Source organism: Streptomyces sp. NPDC021115, from assembly GCF_044333065.1.
In the GTDB taxonomy this organism is placed as follows: Bacteria; Actinomycetota; Actinomycetes; order Streptomycetales; family Streptomycetaceae; genus Streptomyces.
The window spans coordinates 48968-67226 of sequence record NZ_JBIRQF010000001.1 but is presented as its reverse complement, the minus strand read 5'-3'; the positions used below and the strand labels follow the sequence as shown (position 1 = coordinate 67226).

Below are 18259 nucleotides of genomic sequence, written 5' to 3'. Positions count from 1 at the left end.
CGGTGAGGGTCGTACGGTCGGCGCGTACGGGTCGCGGCGCTGAACCGGCGGGGGCGCCGAACCCCTCAGGAGGGGGCCGGGCCCGAGCTGGCCCGGACGGTCAGCTCCGGGGACAGCAGCGCCACCTGCTCGGAGGCGTCGCCCTGGAGCTTGGCCACCACCAGCTCCACGGCCCGCCGCCCCATCTCCTGCGCGGGGATGGCGACCGAGGTGAGCCGCACGGACGCGCTCGTGGCCACCTGGTCGGGGCAGACGGCGACCACCGAGACGTCCTCGGGGACCGCCCGCCCCTGCCGCCGCAGCAGGCTGAGCAGGGGGTCGATGGCGGCCTCGTTCTGGACGATGAAGCCGGTGGTGCCGGGGCGCTCGTCGAAGATCCGGGACAGGGTGCCGTCCATGGACTCGTAGCTGCCCTCGCACGGGCGGTGCAGCAGCCGCAGCCCCAGCTCGCGGGCGGCCGCGCGCAGCCCGTCCAGGGTCCGCTCGGCGAACCCGGTGTGGCGCTCGTAGACGGCCGCCGCCTCGCCGATCACGGCGATCTCCCGGTGGCCGAGCGCGGCCAGATGCTCCGCGCACAGCGCACCGGTGGCCGTGAAGTCGAGATCGACGCAGGTCAGACCGATGGTGTCGGCGGGCAGCCCGATCAGCACGGTGGGCTGGCGGGCCGCGTGCAGCAGCGGCAGCCGCTCGTCCTCCAGCTCGATGTCCATCAGGATCATGGCGTCGGCGAGCCCGCTGCCGGTGACCCGGCGCACCGCGGCCGGTCCCTCCTCACCGGTGAGCAGCAGCACGTCGTAGCCGTGCGCGCGGGCGGTGGTGGCGACCGCGATGGCGACCTCCATCATCACCGGTACGTAGATATCGGTCCGCAGCGGCACCATCAGCGCGATGATGTTGGAACGGCTGCTGGCGAGGGCGCGGGCTCCGGCGTTCGGGTGGTAGCCCAGCTCCTTGATGGACCGCTCGACGCGCTCCCGGGTGGGCGCCGAGATGGAGCGCTTGCCGCTGAGGACGTAGCTCACCGTGCTGGCGGAGACTCCCGCGTGGCGGGCGACCTCGGCGAGAGTGACCATGCGGGGGGACTCCATCCGGCGAGGAGGGGGTAGTGAAGCGCTTCGACACAGACAGTAGCCCTGCTTGACAGGAGCTGTCCAGAGAGTGTCGAAGCGCTTCACTCCGCCCCACCACTTTGCCGACCCGGCCCGCCGGAGGCACACTGAACAGCGGTACGTGCCGGTAATGTCACGAGATCGTCATTTGCGGCAAGGGAGCACCGATGACCGCATCATCCGTCAGGCCGGTGTCCGAGCGTGAGGCGCGCCAGGTCGCCGAGGCCGCACGCGAACAGGTATGGCGCAAGCCGAGCTTCGCCAAGGAGCTGTTCCTCGGCCGCTTCCGCCTCGATCTGATCCATCCCCACCCCGCTCCGGCGCCGGACGACGTGCGCCGCGGCGAGGCGTTCCTCGCCAAGCTCCGCGAGTTCTGCGAGACCCGGATCGATCCCGCCCGCATCGAGCGCGAGTCGCAGATCCCCGACGAGACCATCAACGGCCTCAAGGAGCTCGGCGCGCTCGGCATGAAGATCGACACCAAGTACGGCGGCATGGGCCTCACCCAGGTCTACTACAACAAGGCCCTCGCGCTGGCCGGATCCGTCAGCCCCGCCATCGGCGCGCTGCTCTCCGCCCACCAGTCCATCGGCGTGCCCCAGCCGGTCAAGCTGTTCGGCACCCAGGAACAGAAGGACCGCTTCCTGCCGCGCTGCGCCCGCACCGACATATCGGCCTTCCTGCTCACCGAGCCGGACGTGGGCTCCGACCCGGCACGGCTCGCCACCACCGCGGTCCCCGACGGCGACGACTACATCCTCGACGGCGTCAAGCTGTGGACCACCAACGGCGTGGTCGCCGACCTCCTCGTCGTCATGGCCCGGGTGCCGAAGTCCGACGGCCACAAGGGCGGGATCAGCGCCTTCATCGTCGAGACGGCCGCCGAGGGCGTCACCGTCGAGAACCGCAACGCGTTCATGGGGCTGCGCGGCATCGAGAACGGGGTCACCCGCCTCCACCGGGTCCGGGTCCCCGCGGCCAACCGCGTCGGCCCCGAGGGCGCCGGTCTCAAGATCGCCCTGACCACGCTCAACACCGGGCGGCTGTCGCTGCCCGCGATGTGCGCGGGCGCCGGGAAGTGGAGCCTGAAGATCGCCCGCGAATGGTCGGCGGCCCGGGAGCAGTGGGGCAAGCCGATCGCCCGGCACGAGGCCGTCGGCGCCAAGATCTCGTTCATCGCGGCGACCACCTTCGCGCTGGAGGCGGTCATCGACCTGGCCTCCCAGATGGCTGACGAGGACCGCAACGACATCCGCATCGAGGCCGCCCTCGCCAAGCTGTACGGCAGCGAGATGGCCTGGCTGATGGCCGACGAACTGGTCCAGATCCGCGGCGGCCGCGGCTTCGAGACGGCGGCCTCGCTCGCCGCCCGCGGCGAGCGGGCGGTCCCCGCCGAGCAGATGCTCCGCGATCTGCGCATCAACCGGATCTTCGAGGGCTCCACCGAGATCATGCACCTGCTGATCGCCCGGGAGGCCGTGGACGCGCATCTGTCGGTGGCGGGCGACCTCATCGACCCGGACAAGTCCCTGTCGGACAAGGGCAGGGCGGTCGCCAAGGCGGGCGGCTTCTACGCCCGCTGGCTGCCGGGCCTGGTCACCGGACCCGGCCACCTCCCGCGCTCCTACGCCGAGTTCCATCCGGAAGGCCACCGGGACCTGTCCCCGCATCTGCGCTACGTCGAGCGCTCGGCGCGCAAGCTCGCCCGGTCGACGTTCTACGCCATGTCCCGCTGGCAGGGCCGGATGGAGACCAAGCAGGGCTTCCTCAGCAGGATCGTGGACATCGGCGCGGAGCTGTTCGCGATGAGCGCGGCCTGTGTACGGGCCGAGATGCTGCGCAGCCGCGGCGACCACGGTGCCGAGGCGTACCAGCTGGCCGATGTCTTCTGCCGGCAGGCCCGCATCCGCGCCGACGAGCTCTTCGGGCGGCTGTGGACCAACACCGACGACCTCGACCGCAAGGTGGTCTCCGGGGTGCTCTCCGGCTCGTACGAGTGGCTGGAGGCGGGCGTGCTCGACCCCAGCGGCGAAGGGCCGTGGATCGCCGACGCCACCCCCGGCCCGTCGAACAGGGACAACGTCCACCGCCCCATCAGATGACCGCCGCACCGGCGGGCCGGTTCCGGGCGACGGAATCCGGCCCGCCGGTCCGCGGGCGGACCCGGTTGTCCACAGGCGGCCGACCCGGGTTTTCCACAACTCGCGGACCCGGTCATCCGTGAGCCGCGGCACGGGCAACAATGGGCAGATGACGGATTCCCTGGCTGACCCGCATCTGCGCCCCCCGGCAGCCCCCGCCGACCCCGGAAGCCCCCGCGACATCGTGATCCTCGGCTCCACCGGGTCGATCGGCACCCAGGCCATCGATGTGATCCTGCGCAACCCGGACCGCTTCCGGGTGACGGCCCTGTCCGCCGCCGGAGGGCGGGCCGGGCTGCTCGCCGAGCAGGCCCACCAGCTGAAGGCCGCCACCGTCGCGGTCGCCCGCGAGGAGGCGGTGCCCGAGGTGCGCGCGGCGCTGGCCGCGCGGTACGGGGCGGGCGAGCCGCTTCCGGAGGTCCTGGCCGGGCCCGACGCGGCCACCGAGCTGGCCCGCTCCGCGTGCCACACCGTCCTCAACGGCATCACCGGTTCCATCGGCCTCGCGCCCACCCTGGCCGCCCTGGAGGCGGGCCGGGTGCTGGCGCTGGCCAACAAGGAGTCCCTCATCGTCGGCGGACCGCTGGTCAAGGCGGTCGCCAAGCCGGGCCAGATCGTGCCCGTCGACTCCGAGCACTCCGCGCTCTTCCAGGCCCTGCTCGGCGGCGGCCGCCAGGAGGTCCGCAAGCTGGTCGTCACCGCGTCCGGCGGCCCGTTCCGCGGGCGTACGAAGCGCGAGCTGGCCGCGGTCACCCCGGACCAGGCGCTGGCCCACCCCACCTGGGACATGGGCCCGGTCGTCACGATCAACTCCGCGACCCTCGTCAACAAGGGTCTTGAGGTCATCGAGGCCCATCTGCTGTTCGACATTCCCTTCGAGGGGATTGAGGTGGTCGTCCACCCTCAGTCGTATATCCACTCGATGGTTGAATTCACCGATGGGTCGACGCTCGCGCAGGCGAGCCCGCCCGATATGCGGATGGCGATCGCGCTCGGCCTCGGCTGGCCCGAGCGGGTGCCGGACGCCGCCCCCGGCTGCGACTGGACCAGGGCCCACACCTGGGAGTTCTTCCCCCTCGACACCGAGGCCTTCCCCTCGGTCGACCTCGCCCGGCACGTCGGCGGACTCGGCGGCACCGCCCCGGCCGTCTTCAACGCGGCGAACGAGGAGTGCGTGGACGCCTTCCTCGGCCGGAAGCTGCCCTTCAACGGAATTGTCGATACGGTCGCGGAAGTGGTGGCCGAGCACGGCGCCCCCTCCGCGGGAACTCAGCTCACCGTCGCGGACGTCCTCGAAGCCGAGACGTGGGCCCGTGCCCGCGCCCGTGAACTGGCCGCCCGCGCGGCGAAGGCGACCCCGGAGGGTCACGCATGACGACATTGATGACGGTCCTCGGCATAGTCGTATTCGCCGTCGGCCTGGGGATCTCGATCGCCTGGCACGAACTGGGCCATCTCTCCACGGCCAAGTGGTTCGGCATCCGGGTCCCGCAGTACATGGTCGGCTTCGGGCCGACGGTCTTCTCCCGCAAGAAGGGGGAGACCGAGTACGGCATCAAGGCGATCCCGCTCGGCGGCTTCATCCGCATGATCGGGATGTTCCCGCCCGGCGACGACGGCAAGGTCACCCAGCGCTCCACCTCGCCGTGGCGCGGCATGATCGAGGACGCCCGGTCGGCCGCCTACGAGGAGCTGGAGCCCGGCGACGAGAAGCGCATGTTCTACACGCGCGCGCCGTGGAAGCGCGTGATCGTGATGTTCGCCGGGCCGTTCATGAACCTGGTCATGGCGGTGGTGATCTTCGTCGGCGTGATGATGAGCTTCGGCGTCAACACCCAGACCACCAGCGTCGGCACCGTCTCCGCCTGTGTGGTCCCGGCCTCGTCCGCGACCGACAAGTGCCCCAAGGGCGCCAAGGACTCCCCGGCCAAGGCCGCGGGCCTCCAGCCGCGGGACAAGATCGTCGCCTTCGACGGCCGCCGCGTCACGGACTGGGGCACGCTCCAGAAGGACATCCGCGAGACCACCGGACCCGCGACGATCACCGTCGAGCGGGACGGCGCCCGCAAGACCCTCCACGCCGACCTCATCACCAACAAGGTCGCCAAGTCCGACGGGAACGGCGGCTACGTCGAGGGCCAGTACGTCAGCGCCGGATTCCTCGGCTTCACCCCGGCGAACGGCGTGGTCAAGCAGTCCTTCGGCCAGTCCGTGGACCGCATGGGCACCATGGTCGAGGACGGCGTCCAGTCCCTGGTCGACCTGCCCTCCAAGGTCCCCGACCTGTGGAACGCGGCCTTCGGGGATGCCCCCCGCAAGGCGGACTCCCCGATGGGCGTCGTCGGCGCCGCCCGGGTCGGCGGCGAGGTCGCCAACCTCGACATCCCGCCCTCGCAGCGCATCGCGACGATGCTCTTCCTGGTCGCCGGGTTCAACCTCTCGCTGTTCCTGTTCAACATGCTGCCGCTGCTGCCGCTGGACGGCGGCCACATCGCGGGCGCGGTGTGGGAGTCCCTGCGCCGCCGTCTCGCCCGGCTGGTCCGGCGGCCCGACCCCGGTCCGTTCGACGTGGCCAAGATGATGCCGGTCGCCTATGTGATCGCCGGGATCTTCATCTGCTTCACGCTGCTCGTTCTGGTGGCCGACGTGGTGAACCCCGTGCGAATTTCGTGATGATGTGAACTGTCCCGAAGTTCGCCTTTAGGTGGACTTCGGGGCCGGAGTGTGCTGCGGCACCACCCGGTGCCGTAATCTCGGATCCGGAGCCCGCCGATCTCGGGCCACTCAAACACCTTCTTGGGGCTACGAACCAGATGACTGCGATCTCACTCGGAATGCCGTCCGTACCGACCAAGCTCGCCGACCGCCGGGTCAGCCGGAAGATCCAGGTCGGGCCGGTCGCCGTGGGCGGCGACGCACCGATCTCGGTGCAGTCCATGACGACGACGGTGACCGCGGACATCGGGGCGACGCTCCAGCAGATCGCGGAGCTGACGGCCTCGGGCTGCCAGATCGTCCGGGTCGCCTGCCCGTCGCAGGACGACGCCGAGGCGCTGCCCGTGATCGCCAAGAAGTCGCAGATCCCGGTCATCGCGGACATCCACTTCCAGCCGAAGTACGTCTTCGCCGCGATCGACGCCGGATGCGCCGCCGTGCGGGTCAACCCGGGGAACATCCGGCAGTTCGACGACAAGGTCAAGGAGATCGCCAGGGCCGCCTCGGACGCGGGCGTGCCGATCCGCATCGGCGTCAACGCGGGCTCGCTGGACAAGCGGCTGCTGGAGAAGTACGGCAAGGCCACGCCCGAGGCGCTGGTGGAGTCGGCCCTGTGGGAGTGCTCCCTGTTCGAGGAGCACGGCTTCCGGGACATCAAGATCTCCGTGAAGCACAACGACCCGGTGGTCATGGTCAACGCCTACCGCCAGCTGGCCGCCCAGTGCGACTACCCGCTCCACCTCGGCGTCACCGAGGCCGGGCCCGCCTTCCAGGGCACGATCAAGTCGTCGGTGGCCTTCGGCGCGCTGCTCAGCGAGGGCATCGGCGACACGATCCGGGTCTCGCTCTCGGCGCCCCCGGCCGAGGAGGTCAAGGTCGGCATCCAGATCCTGGAGTCGCTCAACCTGCGCCAGCGGCGGCTGGAGATCGTCTCCTGCCCCTCCTGCGGCCGCGCCCAGGTCGACGTCTACAAGCTGGCCGACGAGGTCACGGCCGGTCTCGACGGCATGGAGGTCCCGCTGCGGGTCGCCGTCATGGGCTGCGTCGTCAACGGCCCGGGCGAGGCCCGCGAGGCGGACCTCGGCGTGGCGTCCGGCAACGGCAAGGGCCAGATCTTCGTGAAGGGCGAGGTCATCAAGACCGTGCCGGAGTCGAAGATCGTCGAGACCCTGATCGACGAGGCCATGAAGATCGCCGAGCAGATGGAGAAGGACGGGATCGCCTCCGGCGAACCCCAGGTCTCCGTCAGCGGCTGACCGCCGCCCCCCTTCAAGGCTCGGTTCTCCCCCAGCTACCGCTGGGAGGTGCCCCCAGCCGGAAGAACGGGGGCACCCGCGCTCCGGAGGCACCCACGACGCCAGCGGTGGCGTGCCCCCGGCCGAAGCCGGTGGGCTGCGCTGGATGGTGTGCGGGGTCTGCGGGGTACAGTGCGGGGAATCGAGTCCCCCTCCGGCCCGCAGGCCCGCAACCGGTGAGGCAATCCGACACGTGCTGACGACGTCCACCACCAGGGTCCTCGAGCCCCAAGAGCTCGACTCGGCCCTCGCGGTGCTCAACCGCGACCCCGTCTCCAACGCCTTCGTCGCCGCCCGCGTCCAGGTCGCCGGCCTGGACCCGTGGCGTCTCGGCGGCGAGATGTGGGGCTGGTACAGCGGCGGACGGCTGGAGTCGCTCTGCTACGCGGGCGCCAACCTCGTCCCCATCTGCGCCACCCCCGAGGCCGTACGCGGCTTCGCGGAGCGCGCCCGCCGGTCCGGGCGGCGCTGCTCCTCCATCGTCGGCCCCTCCGACACCACCGCCGAGCTGTGGTCCCTGCTGGAGCCCAGCTGGGGCCCGGCCCGTGAGGTCCGCGCGCATCAGCCGCTCATGGTCACCGCCTCGATGCCCGCCGACGTCCCGCCCGACCCGCGGGTGCGCCGCGTCCGCAAGGACGAGATGGACGTGATCATGCCCGCGTGCGTGGCCATGTTCACCGAAGAGGTCGGCGTCTCACCGCTCGCGGGCGACGGCGGGCTGCTCTACCAGGCGCGGGTCGCCGAACTCGTCGCCGCCGGGCGCTCCTTCGCCCGCGTCGAGAACGGCCGCGTCGTCTTCAAGGCCGAGATCGGCGCCGCCACCCCGCACGCCTGCCAGATCCAGGGCGTCTGGGTCGCCCCCGAGTACCGCGGCCGCGGGCTCTCCGAGACCGGCATGGCCGCCGTGCTGAACTACGCGCTGAACGGGATCGCCCCGGTGGCGAGTCTCTACGTCAACGACTACAACACCGCGGCCCGCGCCGCGTACCGCCGCGTCGGCTTCCAGGAGGTCGGCGCGTTCATGAGCGTGCTGTTCTGATCGCCGGACCGGGCCAGTAGGGTGCCGCCCATGCTGCAGATGCCCGGGGGACCTCCCCCGGACCCCCGAGGTGTCGTCGTCGGCCCGCTCGACCTCGCCGCACGCGTGGACGAGGCACTGGCCGTGCAGGCCGTGGCGTTCGGGCTGTCGGACGAGGAGATCGGCGTACGGCGGCACATCGTGCTGCGCCACCTCACCAGCCCCGGCGCCCGCGCCCTCGGCGCGACCACCCCGCAGGGGCGGCTCGTGGGCTTCGTCTACGGCATGCCCAACGACCGCACGCACTGGTGGTCCACCATCGTCCAGCCGTATCTGCGCGCCGCCGGGCACGAGGACTGGCTGGACGACGCCTTCGTCATCACCGAGCTGCACGTCCACCCCGACTACCAGAACCTCGGCATCGGACGCCGCCTGATCACCGCGATCACCGACGGGGCCGTGCAGCCGCGCTCGATCCTCTCCGCCATCGACGCCGACAGCCCGGCCCGCTGCCTCTACCGTTCGCTGGGCTACCACGACCTGGCCCGCCCGGTGCTCTTCCCGAGCGCGCCCAGCCCGTACGCCGTCATGGGCGCCCCCCTGCCGCTCCGTCGGTAGTGCGCGCTTCACGGAGCGCATTTCCGGGTTGCGTCCCCGGGCGGCTAACCTCCTGACATCCATCTCGTACGCAGGAGAAGACCCCATGGCCAACGCCGCCCACGTCCAGCGCATGTCCACCTTGATGCTGAAGACGCTGCGCGAAGACCCGGCCGACGCCGAGACCGCCAGTCACAAGCTGCTCGTCCGGGCCGGATACGTCCGCCGCGCGTCCGCGGGCATCTGGACCTGGCTGCCGGTCGGCAAGAAGGTCCTGGAGAACGTCTCCCGGATCGTCCGCGAGGAGATGGACGCCATCGGCGCCCAGGAGGTGCTGCTGCCCGCGCTGCTCCCCAAGGAGCCGTACGAGGCGAGCGGCCGCTGGGAGGAGTACGGCGACCTGCTGTTCCGGCTCAAGGACCGCAAGGGCGGCGACTACCTCCTCGGCCCCACCCACGAGGAGATCTTCACCCAGACGGTCAAGGACCAGTGCACGTCCTACAAGGACCTGCCGGTGATGCTCTACCAGATCCAGACCAAGTACCGGGACGAGGCCCGGCCGCGCTCGGGCGTGCTGCGCGGCCGCGAGTTCCAGATGAAGGACTCGTACTCCTTCGACACCAGCGACGAGGGCCTGGCCGAGTCCTACCGGCTGCACCGCGAGGCGTACCAGCGGATCTTCGAGCGCCTGGGCCTCGACTACCGCATCGTCTCCGCCGTCTCCGGTGCGATGGGCGGCTCCGCCTCCGAGGAGTTCCTGGCCCCCGCCGCGGCTGGTGAGGACACCTTCGTGGACTGCCCGAACTGCGACTACGCCGCCAACACCGAGGCGGTCACGACCACCGTCCCGCCGGTCGAGGGCGGCGCGCACGGGCCGGTCGAGGAGCTGGACACCCCCGACACCCCCACCATCGAGACCCTCGCCGAGCACCTGGGCGTCCCGGCCTCCGCGACCCTCAAGAACCTGCTGGTCAAGGTCGACGGCGAGATCACCGCGGTGGGCGTCCCCGGCGACCGCGAGGTCGACCTCGGCAAGCTGGGCGAGCACCTGGCCCCGGCCGAGGTCGAGCTGGTCACCGCCGAGGACTTCGAGGGCCGCCCCGACCTGGTCCGCGGCTACGTCGGCCCGCAGGGCCTGGCGGGCAAGTCCTTCCGCTACATCGCCGACCCCCGGGTCGCCCCCGGCACCGCCTGGGTGACCGGCGCCAACAAGCCGGACACCCACGCCCGCAACGTCGTCTGCGGCCGCGACTTCGACGTCGACGACTACCTGGACGTGGTCGTCGTCGAGCCGGGCGACCCCTGCCCCAAGTGCGGCGCGGGCATCGAGCTCGACCGGGCCATCGAGATCGGCCACATCTTCCAGCTCGGCCGCAAGTACGCCGACACCTTCCAGCTCGACGTGCTCGGCCAGAACGGCAAGCCGGTGCGGGTCACGATGGGCTCGTACGGCATCGGCGTCTCGCGCGTGGTCGCCGCCCTCGCCGAGCAGACCTACGACGAGTCCGGCCTCTGCTGGCCCCGCGAGGTCGCCCCGGCCGACGTCCACATCGTCGCGGCGGGCAAGGCCCTCCAGACCGAGCTGGCCCTGGACATCGCCGAGAAGCTGGGCACGGCGGGCGTCCGGGTCATGGTCGACGACCGCGCCTCCGTCTCCCCAGGCGTGAAGTTCACCGACGCGGAGCTGATCGGCGTCCCGACGATCCTCATCGTCGGCCGCGGCGCGAAGGACGGCGTGGTGGAGCTCAAGGACCGCCGCACCGGCACCCGCGAAGAGCTCCCCATCGAAGAAGCGGTGTCCCGCCTCACGTCCTGAACCGGCCACCGGGCCTTGTCCGGCCGCGGAACCGCCGCCGGACAAGGCCGGGGCGCGGAGCCCCCTACAGCCAGCCCGCGAACTCCAGCAGCGACTCCGCACGCCGCCAGTCACCGGCGGCTCCGTACCGCAGGCCCGTCTCCACGGCGCGGAAGAGGGACCAGCCCCGGAGCCGGTCGCGGTCGACGTCCAGGGAGTCGGCCAGCTTGGCGACGCGGCGGCGGGCGGCCGCGGCCGGGCCGGGGCCCGCGGCCAGGTCCTCGCAGCGGTCGAGGACCAGCCGCGCCAGGTCGTAGGCGCGTTCGCCGACGACCGGGAGCGGACCCACCGCGAGCCACGGGGCCCGCTCCCCGGCCAGCACCTTGCCCTGCCGGAAGTCGCCGTGCAGCAGCAGCCGTTCGGGGGGCTCGGCGGTCAGGCCTGACCGCAGTTCCAGGGCCTCGTCGGCGAGCGGGCGCACATCGGCCGCCCAGGCGCCCGAGGCGAGTGTCGGCAGGAGCCCGGCGGCCGCCCCCGTACGCCCCTCGACGGAGTCGAACGGATCGTCGGCGGGCGGCGGCACCCACAGCCGCCGCACCGTGCCCGCCGCCTCCAGCAGTGCCTTCGCCTCCGGCAGCGAGCGCAGCGACACGGCGGACTGGAGCCGCTCGATCAGCAGCGCGCCGCCGTCCTGGGAGGCGCGCAGGAGCCGGGCCGCGCCCCAGCCGTTCCAGTGCGCGAGCGCGACCGCCTCGTCGTCGGTGCCCGGAGCCGGTACGGGGAGCTTGAGCGCGGCCGGGGTGCCGTCCGGCTGCCGGACGAGCACGACCAGGCCGCCGCGGCCGCCGGGGGCGACCACCCGCTCGGGGGTCAGCTCCCATTCCCGCAGCCGCCGCGCGGCCAGCTCCGGCAGGGCGGCCAGCCATCTCCGTACGGGCTCGGCCGGATCGTCGCCCACCGCGTCCAGCAGCCGTCTCGGCACCTGGATGGGGCCCGCGTCCCCCGCGTCCGCTGCCATCCCGAGCTCCCCCTGTCACTGTCGTCCCGAACTGTCAGACCCCGTCGGCGGCTCCGCTCGCCGACGCGGACGGGGCGGCCGGCGCGGCGCGCTCAGTGAGCCCAGGGAAGGCTACGCCGCCGCCCCGCCAGCGCACCGACCGGACCGCCGCCTCGCGCAGCGCGCCCGCCGCCTGGCGCCGCAGAGCGCCGTCGGAGGTCCGTACGAGGTCGGCGTAGACGGCGGCCACCCGGTTCTCCAGCTCCGCGGCGAGCCGGACCGCGGCGGACGAGTCGGGCACCGCGAACGGCAGCGCGTACGCGGGGGCCGCGCTCTGCGGCGTACCGCCCATGTCGCGGACGGTGCGCACGAGGTCGTCGCGCCGCGAACGGTGCGCGGCGTACCCCTCGCGCGCCTCGGCGAGACGGTCGTCGCCGATGCGGCCGCCGACGACGCCGTATCCGTACACGGCGGCGTGCTCGGCGGCGAGCGCGGCCTGGGTGGCCTTGAGCGTCGCGGCGCGGTTCATCGGGGGACTCCTTCCGCGGGGAGGGCGGGGGCCGTCATGAGGCCGTGGCGCCCTGGGTGAGGAGGTACACATGGGCGGCGCCGCTGGCGGCGACGGAGGCCAGCAGCCGGGCCAGCTCGGGCGGCGCGCCGAGGAGCGCCGTGGTGCGGCTGTCGGCGGTGTGCCGCTCGGCCTGGGCGAGGGCGCCGAGGGCCTTCTTCTCGTCGTCGGGCACCGCGGGCAGCCGCCGCCCGCCCGCGGCCGGTGAGCGGGACGCGGTCGCGGAGGCGGACGCGGAGGGGTCCTTGGAGCCGAACGCGGCCATGTGCGCCGCCGTCTCCGCCCGCAGCGGCCGCAGCCGCTCCGCGAGGCCGGTATGGGCATCGATGGTCGCGTCGTAGCGCGCGAGGAGCGCGGCGGAGTCCCGTACGCCCCGGGCGCGCAGCGCCGCGGCGTCCGCGGAACCGGATGAGCGGGGTCCGTCGTCCGATTCACCGGAACAGCTGACCAGCAGGGCGGCGGCCCCCGCGGAACCGCCGGCCAGCAGCAGACTTCGCCGCCGCGGGGACGCGGCCTGGGGGAGGGACGGGGACGTGGGTCGAGGTGGGGGATTCGTGATCGACACGTTCCTCTTTCCGGGCTGCGGCAGCTCCCGGCCGCCGTTAGTGATCACAGCAGGCGAGCGTACCCGCGCGGGGCCGGAATGCCCGGCAGCGGCCACCGAATCGTCAGCCCGCCGCCGGAACAGATAGGCTTTGAGCTGACACGCGACCTTCCCACAACAGCACACGCGGCCGAGGAGTCACCCGGATGAGCACGACCCAGAGCGAAAGGCTGCGCGGACTGCTGGAACCGCTCGTCAGCGCACGGGACCTGGATCTGGAAGAGGTCGAGGTGACACCGGCCGGGAAGCGGCGCGTCCTTCGCATCGTGGTGGACTCCGACGACGGCGTGCAGCTGGATACGTGTGCGGAGCTGAGCCGCGAGATCTCGCAGGCGCTCGACGAGTCGGACGCGATGGGCGCGACCCCGTACGTCCTGGAGGTCACCTCCCCCGGCGCCGAGCGCCCCCTGACCGAGCAGCGCCACTACCACCGGGCCACCGGTCGGCTGATGAAGGCGCAGCTGGTGGAGGGCGGCGAGCTGGTCGCCCGCATCGTCTCGGTGGACGACGAGGGGCTGGATCTGGAGGTCCCCGGCGTGAAGGGGCGCAAGCCCACCGCCAGGCGGCTGGCCTTCAAGGAGATCTCCAAGGCGCGGGTCGAGATCGAGTTCAACCGCAAGCCCCAGGGCGACGAGAGCAAGGAGGAGGCGTAGCCGTGGACATCGACATGAGTGCCCTGCGGGGTCTGGTGCGGGAGAAGGAGATCTCGTTCGACCTGCTGGTCGAGGCGATCGAGTCGGCCCTCCTCATCGCTTACCACCGCACCGAGGGAAGCCGCCGCCGGGCCCGCGTGGAACTGGACCGCAACAGCGGCCATGTGACGGTGTGGGCCCAGGAGGACGCGGACGACCTCGCCGAGGGCGAGGAGCCCCGCGAGTTCGACGACACCCCCTCCGGTTTCGGCCGGATCGCCGCCATGACCGCCAAGCAGGTGATCCTCCAGCGGCTGCGGGACGCCGAGGAGGAGATCACCTTCGGCGAGTACGCGGGACGCGAGGGCGATGTCGTCGCGGGCGTCGTCCAGCAGGGCAAGGACCCGAAGAACATCCTGGTGGACATCGGCCGGCTCGAGGCGATCCTGCCGGTGCAGGAGCAGGTGCCCGGCGAGGACTACGCGCACGGCACCCGGCTGCGTACGTACGTCGTACGAGTGGTCAAGGGCGTGCGCGGCCCGTCGGTGACCCTTTCGCGTACGCATCCCAATCTGGTGAAGAAACTCTTCGCGCTCGAGGTGCCGGAGATCGCGGACGGCTCGGTGGAGATCGCGGCGATCGCCCGTGAGGCCGGTCACCGCACCAAGATCGCCGTGAAGTCCACCCGTTCGGGTCTGAACGCCAAGGGCGCGTGCATCGGCCCGATGGGCGGCCGGGTGCGTGCCGTGATGGCCGAGCTGCACGGCGAGAAGATCGACATCGTCGACTGGTCGGACGACCCCGCCGAGCTGGTGGCGAACGCGCTGTCGCCCGCCCGGGTGAGCAAGGTCGAGGTGGTGGACCTGGCGGCCAGGTCCGCGCGGGTCACCGTGCCCGATTACCAGCTGTCGCTGGCGATCGGCAAGGAAGGGCAGAACGCCCGGCTCGCGGCCCGGCTCACGGGCTGGCGGATCGACATCCGGCCGGACACCGACCAGTCCGCCGAGCAAGCTTGATCAGCAAGCCTTGATCAGGCCGAGTCGGCCTGATCAAGGCTGAATCAAGCCGCGGACACCGGGATCCAGCCGAAATCGTGTGACGGTTCGATCACTCCCCCCAAGGGGTGAGGTCGGCGCAGGGAGGTAGACTTAAGTAGTGTCTGGCCGCACGCGAGCCCGTGCCTGCCCTGAGAGAACCTGTGTGGGATGCCGGGACCGGGCGGCCAAGGACGATCTGCTGCGCATCGTGGCGGTCGAGGGCGTTTGCGTCCCCGATCGGCGCGGTACGCTGCCCGGTCGGGGAGCTTATATGCACCCCACACGGGTCTGTTTCGACCTGGCGGTCCGCCGCCGGGCCTTTCCCCGGGCCTTCAGGGGACCGGGGGCGCTCGACACCACGGCACTGCGCCGCTACGTCGAGCACCAGGGTGATCAGTCACCCCAGTAAGAAGCTGGAAGAACGGCACGGGACAACCGTGCGGTCAGGTACCTCGCGAGTCGGAAGTAGGTCGAGATTGCGATGAGCACTCGATGAGTACGCGATGAGTACGCCCATGAAGTAGCGACGGTCCGGCGGTAACCCGGACCTAAAAGGAGCGAAGTGGCTAAGGTCCGGGTATACGAACTCGCCAAGGAGTTCGGCGTTGAGAGCAAGGTCGTCATGGCCAAGCTCCAGGAGCTCGGTGAATTCGTACGTTCGGCGTCCTCGACGATCGAGGCGCCGGTAGTCCGCAAGTTGACTGACGCTTTCCAGGGCGGCAACGGCTCCGGCCGTGCCTCCGGCAAGCCCTCGGCGCCGCGCAAGGCGACGCCCAAGCCCCCGACGCCCGGTCCGGCGTCGGCGGCCCGTCCTGCTGCCCCCAAGCCCCCGACGCCCGGCCCCAAGCCGGCCGCCGCCGAGGGTCCGCGCAGCACGCCGTCCGCGGCGCCCACTCCGGGTCCGCGCCCGACGCCGGGCGCCCGCCCGACCCCCGGCCCCAAGCCGGGTCCGGCGCAGCCCGCAGCCCCGGCACAGCCCGCAGCCCCGGCACAGCCCGCGGCTCCGGCGCAGCCCGAGTTCACCGCCCCGCCGGCCACCCCCGGCCCCAAGCCCTCCGCGGCCAAGCCGGGTGGGCCCAAGCCGGGCGCCACGCCCGGTCCGCGCCCCGGCGCCCGTCCCGGCCCCGGTGGCCAGGGCCAGGGTGGTCAGGGCGGCCAGGGCCAGGGTGGTCAGGGTCAGGGCGGCCAGGGCGGCCGTTCCGGCGCCCCGCGTCCGGGGCAGGAGCGCCCGCGTCCGGGTGGCGGCGGCCGTCCGGCCGGTCCGCGTCCGGGTAACAACCCCTTCACCTCCGGTGGCTCCACCGGCATGGCGCGCCCGCAGGCGCCCCGTCCCGGCGGCGCCCCGCGCCCCGGTGGCCAGGGCGGCGCCGGTCCGCGTCCGCAGGGCGGCGGCCAGGGCGGTCCCGGTGCCGGTCGTGGCCAGGGTGCGGGCGGTCCCCGTCCCACTCCGGGTTCGATGCCGCGTCCGCAGGGCGCCCAGGGCGGCGGCCCCCGTCCCGGCGGCGGCTCCGGCGGCCCGCGTCCGAACCCGGGCATGATGCCGCAGCGTCCCGCCGCGGGTCCGCGTCCGGGCCCCGGTGGCGGCGGTCGCGGTCCCGGCGGTGCCGGTCGTCCCGGTGGCGGCGGCGGTGGCCGTCCGGGTGGCGGCGGCGGTTTCGCCGGTCGTCCCGGTGGTGGCGGCGGCGGTCGTCCGGGTGGCGGCGGCGGTTTCGCCGGTCGTCCCGGTGGCGGCGGTGGCCGTCCGGGCTTCGGCGGTCGTCCGGGTGGTCCCGGTGGCCGTGGTGGTACGCAGGGTGCGTTCGGCCGTCCCGGCGGTCCGGCGCGTCGTGGCCGTAAGTCGAAGCGGCAGAGGCGCCAGGAGTACGAGGCCATGCAGGCCCCGTCCGTCGGCGGCGTGATGCTGCCGCGCGGCAACGGCCAGACGGTCCGGCTGTCGCGGGGTGCGTCGCTCACCGACTTCGCGGAGAAGATCAACGCCAACCCGGCGTCGCTCGTCGCCGTGATGCTGAACCTCGGCGAGATGGTCACCGCGACCCAGTCCGTCTCCGACGAGACGCTGCAGCTCCTCGCCGATGAGATGAACTACACCGTCGAGATCGTCAGCCCGGAGGAGGAGGACCGCGAGCTTCTCGAGTCCTTCGACATCGAGTTCGGCGAGAACGAGGGCGGCGAGGAGATGCTCGTCGCGCGTCCGCCGGTGGTGACCGTCATGGGTCACGTCGACCACGGTAAGACGCGACTGCTGGACGCGATCCGCAAGACCAACGTGGTCGCGGGCGAGGCCGGCGGCATCACCCAGCACATCGGTGCGTACCAGGTCTCGACCGAGGTCAACGACGAAGAGCGCAAGATCACCTTCATCGACACCCCGGGTCACGAGGCGTTCACCGCCATGCGTGCCCGTGGTGCCAAGTCGACCGACATCGCGATCCTCGTGGTGGCGGCCAACGACGGTGTGATGCCCCAGACGATCGAGGCGCTGAACCACGCCAAGGCGGCCGACGTGCCGATCGTGGTCGCGGTCAACAAGATCGACGTCGAGGGCGCGGACCCGACCAAGGTGCGCGGTCAGCTGACCGAGTACGGCCTGGTGGCCGAGGAGTACGGCGGCGACACCATGTTCGTCGACATCTCCGCCCGGCAGGGTCTGAACATCGACCAGCTGCTCGAGGCCGTCGTCCTCACCGCGGACGCCTCGCTCGACCTGCGCGCCAACGCGGAGCAGGACGCGCAGGGCATCGCGATCGAGGCGCACCTCGACCGCGGCCGCGGCGCCGTGGCCACCGTGCTGGTCCAGCGCGGCACCCTGAAGGTCGGCGAGACGATGGTCGTCGGCGACGCGTACGGCCGCGTCCGGGCGATGCTCGACGACAACGGCAACCAGCTCCAGGAGGCGGGTCCCTCGACCCCGGTCCTGGTGCTCGGTCTGACCAACGTGCCGGGCGCGGGCGACAACTTCCTCGTCGTCGACGAGGACCGCACCGCCCGTCAGATCGCCGAGAAGCGCGCCGCCCGCGAGCGGAACGCCGCGTTCGCCAAGCGCACCCGCCGGGTCTCCCTGGAGGACCTGGACAAGGTGCTCAAGGCCGGTCAGGTCCAGCAGCTCAACCTCATCATCAAGGGCGACGCGTCCGGTTCGGTGGAGGCCCTGGAGTCCTCCCTGCTCCAGCTCGACGTCGGCGAAGAGGTCGACCTGCGCGTCCTGCACCGCGGTGTGGGTGCGGTCACCGAGACCGACATCGACCTGGCGACCGGCTCCGACGCCATCGTCATCGGCTTCAACGTGCGCGCCGATGGGCGTGCCACGCAGATGGCCGACCGCGAGGGCGTGGATGTCCGCTACTACTCGGTCATCTACCAGGTGATCGAGGAGATCGAGGCGGCCCTCAAGGGCATGCTCAAGCCGGAGTACGAAGAGGTCGAGCTGGGCACGGCGGAGATCCGCGAGATCTTCCGCTCGTCCAAGCTGGGCAACATCGCGGGTGTGCTCATCCGCTCCGGCGAGGTCAAGCGGAACACCAAGGCCCGCCTGCTGCGCGACGGCAAGGTGGTCGCGGAGAACCTCAACATCGAGGGCCTGCGCCGCTTCAAGGACGACGTCACCGAGATTCGCGAAGGCTTCGAGGGCGGTATCAACCTCGGCAGCTACAACGACATCAAGATCGACGACGTCATCGCGACGTACGAGATGCGCGAGAAGCCGCGAGGCTGACGCGTCGCGTCTCATCCGGGGCCGGTCGGCGGAGAATTT

Annotated in this window: 15 protein-coding genes; 11 read left to right on the top strand and 4 right to left on the bottom strand. The window is 72.0% G+C overall.

Annotation, left to right across the window (positions count from 1 at the left end; translation table 11 throughout):
• Positions 1 to 65 precede the first annotated feature (65 nt).
• Entirely contained in the window at positions 66 to 1073 is a 1008-nt protein-coding gene (locus ACH4TL_RS00260; RefSeq protein ID WP_398322735.1) for a LacI family DNA-binding transcriptional regulator, read from the bottom strand.
• Positions 1074 to 1276: 203 nt separating this feature from the next.
• Here ACH4TL_RS00260 and ACH4TL_RS00255 point away from each other — a divergent pair, with 203 nt between their 5' ends.
• From ACH4TL_RS00255 to ACH4TL_RS00225, 7 genes are all read left to right on the top strand, one after another.
• A complete protein-coding gene (locus ACH4TL_RS00255) occupies positions 1277 to 3211 on the top strand; it encodes an acyl-CoA dehydrogenase family protein (protein ID WP_398322738.1) in 1935 nt (644 codons plus the stop codon).
• A 148-nt stretch (positions 3212 to 3359) separates the two neighbouring features.
• A complete protein-coding gene (gene dxr, locus ACH4TL_RS00250; RefSeq protein ID WP_398322741.1) occupies positions 3360 to 4625 on the top strand; it encodes a 1-deoxy-D-xylulose-5-phosphate reductoisomerase in 1266 nt (421 codons plus the stop codon).
• Entirely contained in the window at positions 4622 to 5923 is a 1302-nt protein-coding gene (locus tag ACH4TL_RS00245; protein WP_398322744.1) for a M50 family metallopeptidase, read from the top strand. Before dxr ends, ACH4TL_RS00245 begins: the two co-directional genes overlap by 4 nt.
• A gap of 140 nt (positions 5924 to 6063) precedes the next feature.
• On the top strand, positions 6064 to 7221 hold the full coding sequence (gene ispG, locus ACH4TL_RS00240) for a flavodoxin-dependent (E)-4-hydroxy-3-methylbut-2-enyl-diphosphate synthase (RefSeq protein ID WP_398301521.1): 1158 nt from the start codon (positions 6064 to 6066) through the stop codon (positions 7219 to 7221).
• Positions 7222 to 7453: 232 nt separating this feature from the next.
• On the top strand, positions 7454 to 8299 hold the full coding sequence (locus ACH4TL_RS00235) for a GNAT family N-acetyltransferase (RefSeq protein WP_398322747.1): 846 nt from the start codon (positions 7454 to 7456) through the stop codon (positions 8297 to 8299).
• Between the two features lie 30 nt (positions 8300 to 8329).
• A complete protein-coding gene (locus tag ACH4TL_RS00230; RefSeq protein ID WP_398322750.1) occupies positions 8330 to 8896 on the top strand; it encodes a GNAT family N-acetyltransferase in 567 nt (188 codons plus the stop codon).
• Between the two features lie 85 nt (positions 8897 to 8981).
• On the top strand, positions 8982 to 10691 hold the full coding sequence (locus ACH4TL_RS00225; protein ID WP_398322753.1) for a proline--tRNA ligase: 1710 nt from the start codon (positions 8982 to 8984) through the stop codon (positions 10689 to 10691).
• Between the two features lie 64 nt (positions 10692 to 10755).
• Here ACH4TL_RS00225 and ACH4TL_RS00220 read toward each other — a convergent pair whose 3' ends face one another.
• Genes ACH4TL_RS00220 through ACH4TL_RS00210 form a run of 3 tightly spaced genes read right to left on the bottom strand, consistent with a single transcriptional unit; the run spans position 10756 to position 12848 of the window.
• Complete coding sequence (locus ACH4TL_RS00220) at positions 10756 to 11688, bottom strand: aminoglycoside phosphotransferase family protein (protein ID WP_398322756.1); 933 nt, start codon at positions 11686 to 11688, stop codon at positions 10756 to 10758.
• A gap of 34 nt (positions 11689 to 11722) precedes the next feature.
• Positions 11723 to 12196 carry a ferritin-like domain-containing protein gene (locus ACH4TL_RS00215; RefSeq protein ID WP_398322759.1) on the bottom strand — a complete coding sequence of 158 codons (474 nt, stop codon included), beginning with the start codon at positions 12194 to 12196 and terminating at the stop codon, positions 11723 to 11725.
• 34 nt (positions 12197 to 12230) lie between these two features.
• A complete protein-coding gene (locus ACH4TL_RS00210; RefSeq protein ID WP_398322762.1) occupies positions 12231 to 12848 on the bottom strand; it encodes a hypothetical protein in 618 nt (205 codons plus the stop codon).
• A 137-nt stretch (positions 12849 to 12985) separates the two neighbouring features.
• Here ACH4TL_RS00210 and rimP point away from each other — a divergent pair, with 137 nt between their 5' ends.
• From rimP to infB, 4 genes are all read left to right on the top strand, one after another.
• A complete protein-coding gene (gene rimP / locus ACH4TL_RS00205) occupies positions 12986 to 13492 on the top strand; it encodes a ribosome maturation factor RimP (RefSeq protein ID WP_398322765.1) in 507 nt (168 codons plus the stop codon).
• A gap of 2 nt (positions 13493 to 13494) precedes the next feature.
• A complete protein-coding gene (gene nusA / locus ACH4TL_RS00200) occupies positions 13495 to 14487 on the top strand; it encodes a transcription termination factor NusA (RefSeq protein ID WP_398322768.1) in 993 nt (330 codons plus the stop codon).
• 139 nt (positions 14488 to 14626) lie between these two features.
• Positions 14627 to 14917 (top strand): YlxR family protein, encoded by a 291-nt coding sequence (locus ACH4TL_RS00195; protein WP_398322771.1) that lies wholly within the window; start codon positions 14627 to 14629, stop codon positions 14915 to 14917.
• 153 nt (positions 14918 to 15070) lie between these two features.
• Positions 15071 to 18220, top strand: a complete 3150-nt coding sequence (gene infB / locus ACH4TL_RS00190) for a translation initiation factor IF-2 (RefSeq protein WP_398322774.1) — start codon at positions 15071 to 15073, stop codon at positions 18218 to 18220.
• Positions 18221 to 18259: the final 39 nt, after the last annotated feature.

What these genes read in the sequence shown, in the direction of transcription:
- ACH4TL_RS00230 (WP_398322750.1), top strand. Translation starts at nt 8,330, where the DNA reads ATGCTGCAGATGCCCGGGGGACCTCCCCCGGACCCCCGAGGTGTCGTC.
- ACH4TL_RS00220 (WP_398322756.1), bottom strand. Translation starts at nt 11,688, where the DNA reads ATGGCAGCGGACGCGGGGGACGCGGGCCCCATCCAGGTGCCGAGACGG.
- ACH4TL_RS00255 (WP_398322738.1), top strand. Translation starts at nt 1,277, where the DNA reads ATGACCGCATCATCCGTCAGGCCGGTGTCCGAGCGTGAGGCGCGCCAG.
- ACH4TL_RS00225 (WP_398322753.1), top strand. Translation starts at nt 8,982, where the DNA reads ATGGCCAACGCCGCCCACGTCCAGCGCATGTCCACCTTGATGCTGAAG.
- dxr (WP_398322741.1), top strand. Translation starts at nt 3,360, where the DNA reads ATGACGGATTCCCTGGCTGACCCGCATCTGCGCCCCCCGGCAGCCCCC.
- ACH4TL_RS00215 (WP_398322759.1), bottom strand. Translation starts at nt 12,196, where the DNA reads ATGAACCGCGCCGCGACGCTCAAGGCCACCCAGGCCGCGCTCGCCGCC.
- ACH4TL_RS00245 (WP_398322744.1), top strand. Translation starts at nt 4,622, where the DNA reads ATGACGACATTGATGACGGTCCTCGGCATAGTCGTATTCGCCGTCGGC.
- ispG (WP_398301521.1), top strand. Translation starts at nt 6,064, where the DNA reads ATGACTGCGATCTCACTCGGAATGCCGTCCGTACCGACCAAGCTCGCC.
- ACH4TL_RS00260 (WP_398322735.1), bottom strand. Translation starts at nt 1,073, where the DNA reads ATGGTCACTCTCGCCGAGGTCGCCCGCCACGCGGGAGTCTCCGCCAGC.
- rimP (WP_398322765.1), top strand. Translation starts at nt 12,986, where the DNA reads ATGAGCACGACCCAGAGCGAAAGGCTGCGCGGACTGCTGGAACCGCTC.